The following is a 9,097-nucleotide window of genomic DNA, read 5'->3' on the forward strand; positions in this document are numbered from 1 at the left end:
AGTATATTAAAAGAAACAGATATCCAGAAGGATGGTAGTATGTCCGTACAGGATACATTAAACACACTTCTCAGTCAGTTAAAAAGCACCTCTAAGAGTGAGACTGTCTTTGGAGACCCTATTACTGCAGGAACAACCACCTTGATACCTGTCACCCGGGTCTCGTTCGGGTTTTCCGTGGCAGGAAGTGCGAAGGATGGGCCCAATGGGTCCGGGGGCGGGGTAAAAGTTGTTCCCGTTGCTCTTGTTTCTGTCACCACTGATGGGAAGGTGACGGTCCACGGTATTGATCGTCGTTCTGCCGTTGATGAAATCGTTCTGCAGATTATTGATGTGGCCCCTGAAGCAATTATTAAGAAAATTAAGCGAGCCTTCGAAAAGGAGCAGAACTCCCATGATGAATAGAGATGATGTCCGCCATATTTGGGTTGCGCCCCAGGCTTCACCCGAAGCGGATGGTTCCTATGACGAACCCTTTGGGTCAATTGGTCGTGCTGTAGAAGCGGTGCATCCCGGCGGAAAAATTATTCTGCGTGAAGGGGTGTATCGTGAGAAAGTGACCTTGCGGGATCTCCACGGTACCATGGAACAGCCCATCGTTATTATGGCAGATCCGGCGGCAAAAGAGGTCGTGAGTATGGCAACGTGGTATTTATACTCCGTGCAACATCTTATTGTCAGTAATATTTCTTTTACGGAGACATCGGGGCCCGCTCTTTCCGTTGTGGGAGAGTCTCACACGAATATATTTAAACAGCTGATTCTGAATGATTGCGGAACAACGGCGGAGTGTTCTCTCTTTTTTGGTGGGTCCGGTGGAGTTGACAATATTGTTGAAGGGTGTCATATTTACTCCTCACAGGAGAATGAAACCCATGTGGGGATTCTCCTTTCCCAAAATATTGATCGTGAAGATGAGCAGATTGAGGTGAGTAAGAAACAGGTTGTTCGCTTTACGACCTTTTCAAATCTCGGCGTTGCCTGTATTGCCGGTAGCGGTGATGATATTGGCGATTACAGTTATTTCAAGGTGGAGGAGTGTACCTTTCGTAATTGCCATACGGGGCTTCGCGTAAAGGCAAACGGAACAACCCTCTCAGATTCACTCTTTTTTGACTGTTCCACCGGGGTAGATCATTGTGGGGGGGGCAGTTGTACCGTAGAGACATCCCGCTTTGAGGGGTGTGAACGTGCCGTGAAATGTACCCACGGTGATATGCTTGCCGTGCAGAATTGTCTTGTTGATTCCTCGCTCTTCTTGGGGGATGATCAATGCTGTGCTCCAAATATATTCCATCATAATACCTTTGTCAGCACCGCAGAAGAACTGCTCCTTCCCGTACGGGATGCACACGCCTGTACCGCCGTATTTGTCGAAAACATTTTTTATAATGTTTTCATAGATACGACGGATGATCTCTTTTGTTCGAATAATAAGTGTTCCGGCTCTTCTGTGGCTGCACAAAAAGATACGGTTTCCTTTGAAAATATGGCAGAGAAAAATTACGCAACACCACTGCAGCATGGTTGTACCGGTCAGGCTGCCTATCGAAGAAAAATTTCCCTGCCTGAGACAATCGACCTTTCCCATTTAGCAGAAGTTCATGGTTTCAGCTCCCAAGATCTTGCGGGGTCGGTGGAGAAGCGGGAGCTCTACATGGAGAATCTCTACCCTGCTCTCTCCGCTGATGATGAAGACGGAAGGGATGAGGATGGTCTACCGGATGTTGCCGATGATCTGTGGTAAGGTGTTACTCATACTTGTTGCTGCAGCCTGGGGGGTAGTAGCACACGTGCATCATGTTACGCTCACGGGAATGGTAGATCACAGTATGGAGCATCTTGTTACGCGTGCTCTTTCTCAGGTTGAGCCGGAAGATACCCTTCTACTTACGGTGGATTCAGACGGTGGTCGTATTGATGCCGCCCTCAGTATCGCCGATGCTCTTCATACGGCTCCGGCATACACCCTTGCTTATGTACAACATCGAGCCCTCTCTGCGGCGGCTTTAATCTCCCTTGCCTGTGACTCCTTTGCCATGACAGACGGATCAACCATTGGAGATAGCGCTCCCGTGATGATGTCTCAGGAAGGCCCTCAGACCTTGGGAGAAAAAATACAATCTCCCCTGCGGGCCAAAATGCGGGCTTATGCGGAACATTCCGGATATCCTCCTCTTCTTGCCGAAGCCATGGTAACAGAGAATCTTCGTGTGTATCATCTCTCCTATAACGACACGCATACTTTCCTCTCAGGAGCACAGTATGATCGCCTTGATCGGGAAGAACAGAACCGAGCAGAGTTAATTGTTGATGAAACCCAGCTCTTAACCCTGACGGATCGTGAAGCCTACAGCTTCGGTTTTTCCTTGGGAAGCTACGCCTCGTTCTCAGAGTTTCTCTCCCGCAGAGATATCCATGTCTCGGGAGAAGAGTTTACGCCGTCATGGTCAGAACGACTGGCCTCTCGTATTGCCGCCTTTGCCCCTGTTCTCATGGCCCTTGCCATGGCAGCTCTCTTTATCGAGAGTCGTTCTCCGGGAATCGGTATTCCCGGTGCTGTGGGGGCGGTACTCCTTCTTATTGTGTTTAGTGCACAATCTCTCGTAGGACTTGCTGCACATACGGAACTGCTCATTGTTGTCATCGGTCTGACCCTGCTGTTTGTGGAGGCCTTTATCCTTCCCGGCTTTGGAATCGCGGGTATTTTGGGGCTTATGAGTATCGCCTTTGCGGGGGTTCTTTCGTTACAGAATTTTATTATCCCCGATCCTGAACTTCCCTGGCAGGAAGAGATTTTTCTGTACAACCTGTCCCGTATGAGCTATGCCTTTTTGGTATCGCTCATCCTGGTCATTCTCTTTTTCAAATTTGTGTTTCCCCATGTTCGGCGTATTTCCTCGGGAATTATCCTTGAATCGGTGATGGAGGGGCGCAATAGTGATGATACCTATGCCACAACCCTTCAGTCTCTGGTGGGAAAAACAGGGCAGGTAGAACAGGCTCTTCGTCCCACCGGGACGGTTCGGTGCGGGAGGGAGATCTACGATGCCACGTCCCGCGGAAGATATCTTGATGCGGGAGAGACGGTGCAGATTGAGGGGTATTCCGGACGGTATCTTACGGTTTCACCACATGTAGAGGATGAGTGATGGTGTATGTGGTCATATTTCTCTGCCAAGTTGGAGCATCCCTGCTTATTATTGCGGAGATGCTGATTCCTTCCTTTGGTTTATTGACCCTTTCTTCGGCGGGGCTTTTCTTCTACTCCTACTTTCTCTTGCATAGCACGAACCCCTCCTTCACTCCCGTATTGGTATTGGTGAATCTTTTTTCCATACCGGCTGTAATCGTCTATGCCACCACCTTGATAGGAAGCTCTCCCGCTGCCCTACGACGGCGCTTGGAGGGGGCGGCAACCTTTGGTAAGGAAACCGCTGTTTCACCGGGAGACCACGGGGTTGCACAAACCGCCCTGCGGCCTGTAGGCAAGGCTCGTTTCAAAGGTGGATACTACGATGTTATTTCACGGGAAGGGTTACTTCCCAAGGGCACGCCGGTTGTTGTATATTCTGTAAAGAGCGCAAAAATTGTTGTGATAAAAGATAGTGTTTAAACCTATAGAGGAGTTTCTATGAATCACTCTCTCATGATCCCCGTTGTGGGTATTATTGTTGTTCTGATTTTTTTCTTTATTATCTGGTCATACTTAGGGCTTTGGTTTCAGGCGCTTGTGTCTGGAGTAAACATTAGTCTCCTTGAAATCATTTTCATGCGCTTTCGGAAAGTACCGCCCAAGCTCATTGTGGAAGCCATGATAACGGGAAAGAAAGCCGGTATTGAGCTGGAAACCCCCTTATTGGAAGCTCATTTTTTATCGGGGGGGAATGTGATCCGGGTGGTGCAGGCCCTGGTGGCGGCACAAAAGGCTGACATCGATCTTTCCTTTTCCAAGTGTTCTGCCATCGACCTAGCTGGACGGAATGTCTTGGAGGCGGTTCAAATGAGCGTCAATCCCAAGGTTATTGAAACCCCCCTTGTGGCGGCGGTTGCAAAGGATGGTATTCAGGTGAAAGCCCTTTCCCGGGTAACTGTACGTGCCAATATCGAGCGTCTGGTTGGCGGGGCTGGTGAAGAGACTATCCTGGCACGGGTTGGGGAAGGTATTGTCACAACCATCGGGTCTGCAGAAACGCATAAGCGGGTGTTGGAGAATCCTGATATGATCTCCCGTACGGTGCTTGATAAAGGGCTAGATTCAGGAACTGCCTTTGAGATTCTCTCTATCGATATTGCCGATGTTGATGTGGGCAAAAATATCGGTGCAGAGCTTGAAACAGATCGGGCTTCCGCTGATAAAAAGATTGCTCAGGCAAAGGCTGAGAAACGGCGGGCCATGGCCAAGGCAGAAGAGCAGGAGATGATTGCCCGGGTACAAGAGATGCGTGCCAAGGTGGTTGAGGCGGAAGCACAGGTGCCCCTTGCCATGGCTGAGGCATTTCGATCGGGAAATCTTGGCGTCATGGATTACTATAAAATGAAAAATGTGGAAGCAGATACCCAGATGCGTTCGTCCATCGCTGGAGAATCAACGGGAGAAGACGATGCGCAAGGTACAGAGGACATCACCGGGGAGTAACCAGTGGAAGAACTGCTGATAATAGTCGGGTTTATTGTCTACTCCGTGGTAAAAACGGTGTTGGACGGCAAAAAAGAGGAGGATGACTCTCCGCAAGAGTCTTCCCGTTCAGAGACGGCGTCAAAGCAGGGGGACAAGAGCCCCGCCCGTCCTGCCCCGTCTACGGTAAAAGAGCTCATGGAACAACTGCGGGAGGCTGGTTCTGCCGCAGCATCTTCCATGGAGAACCGCCCGGAGCAACGGGCTGATACCGTAGAGGAGCCGGAGACATGGAAGGATGCCCAGTCTCCACAGCGAAAGCGGGACTCCTGGATAGCGCGTGAGGAAGTGCACTCTCCCCACAGGCGGAGTGATAAGGTGTCACATAAACGCCCCGTAGAACGACGTATACAGGGAACAAAATTACGACAAGCCGTTGTCCTTCGGGAAATACTTAACCCCCCAGTGGGAATACAGTAGGAGGCATTCATGGAGGAAGTTGTTGTTCAATCCAACGGCGCAACAGCTGTTGTGTTTTTTGCAGCCCTCTTCTTTTTTCATTTTTTTGAAGACCTCTTTGGACTCCGTGGGTTTTTCAAGGTCATTGCTGCAGCGGTGGTGGCCTATCTCTATCGTGTGTATTGGGGGCTTCTTTGGGCACAGGTGCTGCATGCAATGGTTGCCTTTGGCCTTGGCGACTTAATACAGTAAAGTGAAACGTGGTGTTACGAGAAAAACCTGCGAAAAAGCAAAGAGACTCTTCTAATAATGAGAATAATATCTTTTTTTTGTAAAAAGAGACGACTGTACCGCGTACTTCTTTTCTCCCCGTGGACGGAAAGAAAATCTAAAGCGGTAAAATTTTGTGCGCATGAGTGCTACTTATGGGCTATATTACTACATGTAAAAAGAACTACTACCATGGAGGTTATGATATGAACAGATGTACAAAAATGGTACTGAGCTGTGCGATTCTTCTCACCAGTACGGCATCACTCATCGCGGAAAATATGCCCTTTCCGCAATTTCGCTATCGCGCTGATCTCGATCACCACATGACTGCCCCTGCAGGGATCAGCTCAATGTATGATGTTGTTACTGCGCAATATGAACGGTATAAAGAGCATATTGAACCATCACAGACTGTCGATGGCGGCTATTATGTACGCTCCACGGCAACCGATTCAGATACAACGACGCTCACGGTGTCGGAAGCCCACGGGTGGGGCATGATTATTATGGTTAAAATGGCAGGGTATGAGCCCAATGCCAGAGAGTATTTCGATGGGTTGGTGAAATTCTATGAAAATTTCACCGTTGATGGGCGAAGCCTCATGGCCTGGAAAATACAGGTTGGTGAGTATGTGGTTGAAGATTGGTGGACCGGAGCTAATGGGACTGCCACTGATGGTGATCTTGATATTGCCTACGCCTTGCTTCTGGCGCATAAACAGTGGGGAGATCAATCATATAAGGATAAAGCCATCGCCATTATTGAAGACATTAAGAACTATTCCATGAATATGAACACAAAGCTTCCTCTTCTGGGGCCTTGGGCTACCGGTGGATCCAAGGAGAATGGAACTCGTCCTTCAGACTGGATGGCGGGACATATGCGTGATTTTGCTACGGCCACGGGTGATGATTGGTGGACCTCTGCAGCGCAGGAAATTTATAACGCCTACGACCGTTTCACCGATACGCACACCGAAACAGGTGCCTTGGTACCCGACTTTATCGACAACGGTGCTCCCGCGCCCGCAAATTACCTTGAGACGCGCCACGATGGCGACTATTATGTAAATGCGTCTCGGGTGCCCTTTCGCTTTGCCGCGGACTACGCCACATCACAGGATAGTCATGCAGGGGCATCTCTTGAGAAGCTTATGGACTGGATTGTTGAAGCAAGTGAGGGCAGTGCAGGCAATATTAAATATGGCTACACCCTTGACGGAACTCCCATTATGGATGATGTAACCTCAGCCATGTTCTCGGCACCTTTTCTTGCCGCCGCTACGAGCCATGAAAAATATTCCGACTTTGCTTCTTCTATCTGGAGTGAGTTGCAACAACCATGGTATTCTGAAAGTACGGACGACTTCGTTGACGCGATGTGGTTGCTTTCGCTTCTTGCCGCCACAGGAAATTGGTGGGGCTTAGATGACTCCAATACATGGTACGATATGGAGGGTGGCATTGAGGGTGACCATATTATCCTTGATCATTTTAGCAATGAATATGGTCCTGGAAATGCCCAGAGTCACCTAGGACAGCTGAATGGGGTAATCTGGGGTGACGACAAATATGGAGAAAACGGCGGAGATACAACCTACTACCGCGGTGGCGGCTGGTGGTATGGCTTTGGAACATCCACTGCAGAAATCACGGCAAAATCCGGTGACGTCATTCTTTCCCGTGAGAGCGAAAATGCTGATGATATGAACCTGATTGTTCCGGAAAACTCCAGCTACCTCAGTATCAATGTGAACATTTCCGATGATGGGGCGTGGCAGTATGCGGGAATAGGTACTCCCATACTGGAAGAGATTACCGCTGTTGACGGTGATTCCACTGAGACCCGTTCAACCTATGTTGACTTATCAGATATGACGGCTCTTACAGTGCGTGCCCGTGGAAATGGTGATGTACGCTTCTCCTTTGGCTCACAAACGACAAAAGAGGCAGAAGAGTATTATGAAGCCAACCGAGATGAAGATGATGCTGCTTTTTATGGTGATTTTGGCTATACCGTAAGCTTGAATGATGAATGGACCTACCACACCATTGAAATGAGTGAAATTGCTGCAAGTGAGTGGTCTCCCTTGGAGGAGCTTGTTGGTGATGACGAAGAACAATGGGGATGGCAGAGCAGTGGTATCACCGCTGTTGAGGCCTTTATCATTAACTTCATCCAGGACGATGACAATGAAACTGATTTTGAGCTTGAAGTAGATGGTATCTATTTCAATGGACTTACGTACCAAGACATCGGTCTTCGTGATCGTCCAGTAAGCCTTATTTCCGAGGCTGATTTTACACGACAAACATCGTCCTTGGCCACTGTCAGTATGAATCAGGGAATACAGCTTTCCTTTACCGCATCGGAGAGTGACATGGCTGCGGCCACGCTCTACGATCTACAGGGACGTGCGGTACAGCAGGTATCTCAATCGGCAGTGTCTGGAGCAAACTCCATAACACTTTCCGAGCGTGGACTTTCCCGTGGAGTATATCTTCTTCATTTCACCCTTGGAAATGAGCAGATGATTCAGCGGATACGCCTGCAGTAACAGGAGAGAACATACAAGTGATATCGCGGAAAGAGCCTGGCTCTTTCCGCGTTTTTTTTATCAGAAAAAACTTTGTCCAGAGAGGCCATAACCTATATTTTTCAAAAAAGGGAGACCAATGGTTTCAGCAAGTGAACGAATACGAGTGGTAAATCGTGTTACCGTGGTAAGTGCAGGGACAAATTGCATTCTTGCCATTGGGAAGATCCTTGTCGGCCTTCTCGGACGAAGTTCCGCCCTTGTTGCCGATGGGGTTCATTCTGTCTCAGATATTGGCACAACCCTCATTGCCTTTGTGGGCATACGAATGTCTACAAAAGAGAGCGATGAAGATCATCCCTATGGACATGAGAAAATAGAAGCGGCCCTCACAAAAATTGTGGCGACCCTGCTTTTTATCACGGCAGTCTATATTTGCATCCAAAGTTATCATGGGGTGCGTACACCGGCCGATACACCGCCAGATGCAATTACCCTCTGGGTTGCCCTTATCTCTCTTGGAATGAAAGAACTGCTCTTTCGTTACACCATGAGGGGGGCAAAGAAAATACAGAGTAATGCCATGCGAGCCGATGCGTGGCACAATCGATCTGATGCTCTTTCATCTTTGGCAAGTTTTATTGGGATATTGGGTGCGCGCTTTGGGGTTGGTGTACTCGACCCAATCATGGGTATGGCCATTGGGGTGTATCTTGCGAAGCTGGCCATTCAGATTTACATTGAATCTTTTCAAGAGCTGATAGATACTGCGGCAGATAAGTCTGTTGTGCGTCGTATCAGAGGGTATATCGCCACCACCGAAGGGGTTGGGGGGATAGACAGTTTAAAAACCCGTCGTCATGGGAATCGAATCTTTGTAGATGTGGAGATTTCCGTTGATGGGACCCTTTCTCTCTTTGAAGCGCATCATATTGCCGCAGAGGTTCATCAAGGTATTGAAGAAGTGTTTCAAGAGGTGAAGCACTGTATGGTGCACGTAAATCCCCGAGAGGTTCACCCGAGGGAAGAGCACCCCCCTCCGGTTTCATAGTACAGCTTGTGTGTGCTTTTTGAGGGTATGCACGGCCTGCTTCAGAAGATGTTTATTTGAGGGGGGGGAAGAAAGCTTTTCCAGTAAAGCATAATACCTTTAGTAATCTTCATTTTTTATCTTTTCGAGTATCGGACGCGTAAATTCAAATCCTTTTGT

The 9,097-nt window shown here is 48.7% G+C and carries 9 protein-coding genes; all 9 read left to right on the top strand.

Annotation, left to right across the window (positions count from 1 at the left end; genetic code table 11):
* Window positions 1–39 precede the first annotated feature (39 nt).
* The 9 genes from CALK_RS09565 (at window position 40) to CALK_RS09605 (ending at window position 8,938) form a co-directional block, all read left to right on the top strand.
* A complete protein-coding gene (locus tag CALK_RS09565) occupies window positions 40–405 on the top strand; it encodes a GerW family sporulation protein (RefSeq protein ID WP_022637491.1) in 366 nt (121 codons plus the stop codon).
* Window positions 395–1,747 (top strand): polysaccharide lyase domain-containing protein, encoded by a 1,353-nt coding sequence (locus tag CALK_RS13050; protein WP_022637492.1) that lies wholly within the window; start codon window positions 395–397, stop codon window positions 1,745–1,747. The genes CALK_RS09565 and CALK_RS13050 overlap by 11 nt, the downstream gene beginning before the upstream one ends.
* Window positions 1,734–3,152, top strand: a complete 1,419-nt coding sequence (locus CALK_RS09575) for an NfeD family protein (RefSeq protein ID WP_022637493.1) — start codon at window positions 1,734–1,736, stop codon at window positions 3,150–3,152. Before CALK_RS13050 ends, CALK_RS09575 begins: the two co-directional genes overlap by 14 nt.
* Window positions 3,152–3,616 carry an NfeD family protein gene (locus CALK_RS09580; RefSeq protein ID WP_022637494.1) on the top strand — a complete coding sequence of 155 codons (465 nt, stop codon included), beginning with the start codon at window positions 3,152–3,154 and terminating at the stop codon, window positions 3,614–3,616. The genes CALK_RS09575 and CALK_RS09580 overlap by 1 nt, the downstream gene beginning before the upstream one ends.
* A gap of 33 nt (window positions 3,617–3,649) precedes the next feature.
* Window positions 3,650–4,639 (top strand): flotillin-like protein FloA, encoded by a 990-nt coding sequence (floA, locus tag CALK_RS09585; protein WP_081698128.1) that lies wholly within the window; start codon window positions 3,650–3,652, stop codon window positions 4,637–4,639.
* 3 nt (window positions 4,640–4,642) lie between these two features.
* Entirely contained in the window at window positions 4,643–5,098 is a 456-nt protein-coding gene (locus tag CALK_RS09590) for a hypothetical protein (RefSeq protein ID WP_022637496.1), read from the top strand.
* Between the two features lie 9 nt (window positions 5,099–5,107).
* Window positions 5,108–5,329, top strand: a complete 222-nt coding sequence (locus CALK_RS09595; protein ID WP_022637497.1) for a hypothetical protein — start codon at window positions 5,108–5,110, stop codon at window positions 5,327–5,329.
* Window positions 5,330–5,553: 224 nt separating this feature from the next.
* Window positions 5,554–7,908 carry a glycosyl hydrolase family 8 gene (locus tag CALK_RS09600; protein WP_022637498.1) on the top strand — a complete coding sequence of 785 codons (2,355 nt, stop codon included), beginning with the start codon at window positions 5,554–5,556 and terminating at the stop codon, window positions 7,906–7,908.
* Between the two features lie 118 nt (window positions 7,909–8,026).
* Window positions 8,027–8,938 (top strand): cation diffusion facilitator family transporter, encoded by a 912-nt coding sequence (locus tag CALK_RS09605; protein WP_022637499.1) that lies wholly within the window; start codon window positions 8,027–8,029, stop codon window positions 8,936–8,938.
* Window positions 8,939–9,097: the final 159 nt, after the last annotated feature.

Source organism: Chitinivibrio alkaliphilus ACht1 (assembly GCF_000474745.1).
Taxonomy (GTDB): domain Bacteria; phylum Fibrobacterota; class Chitinivibrionia; order Chitinivibrionales; family Chitinivibrionaceae; genus Chitinivibrio; species Chitinivibrio alkaliphilus.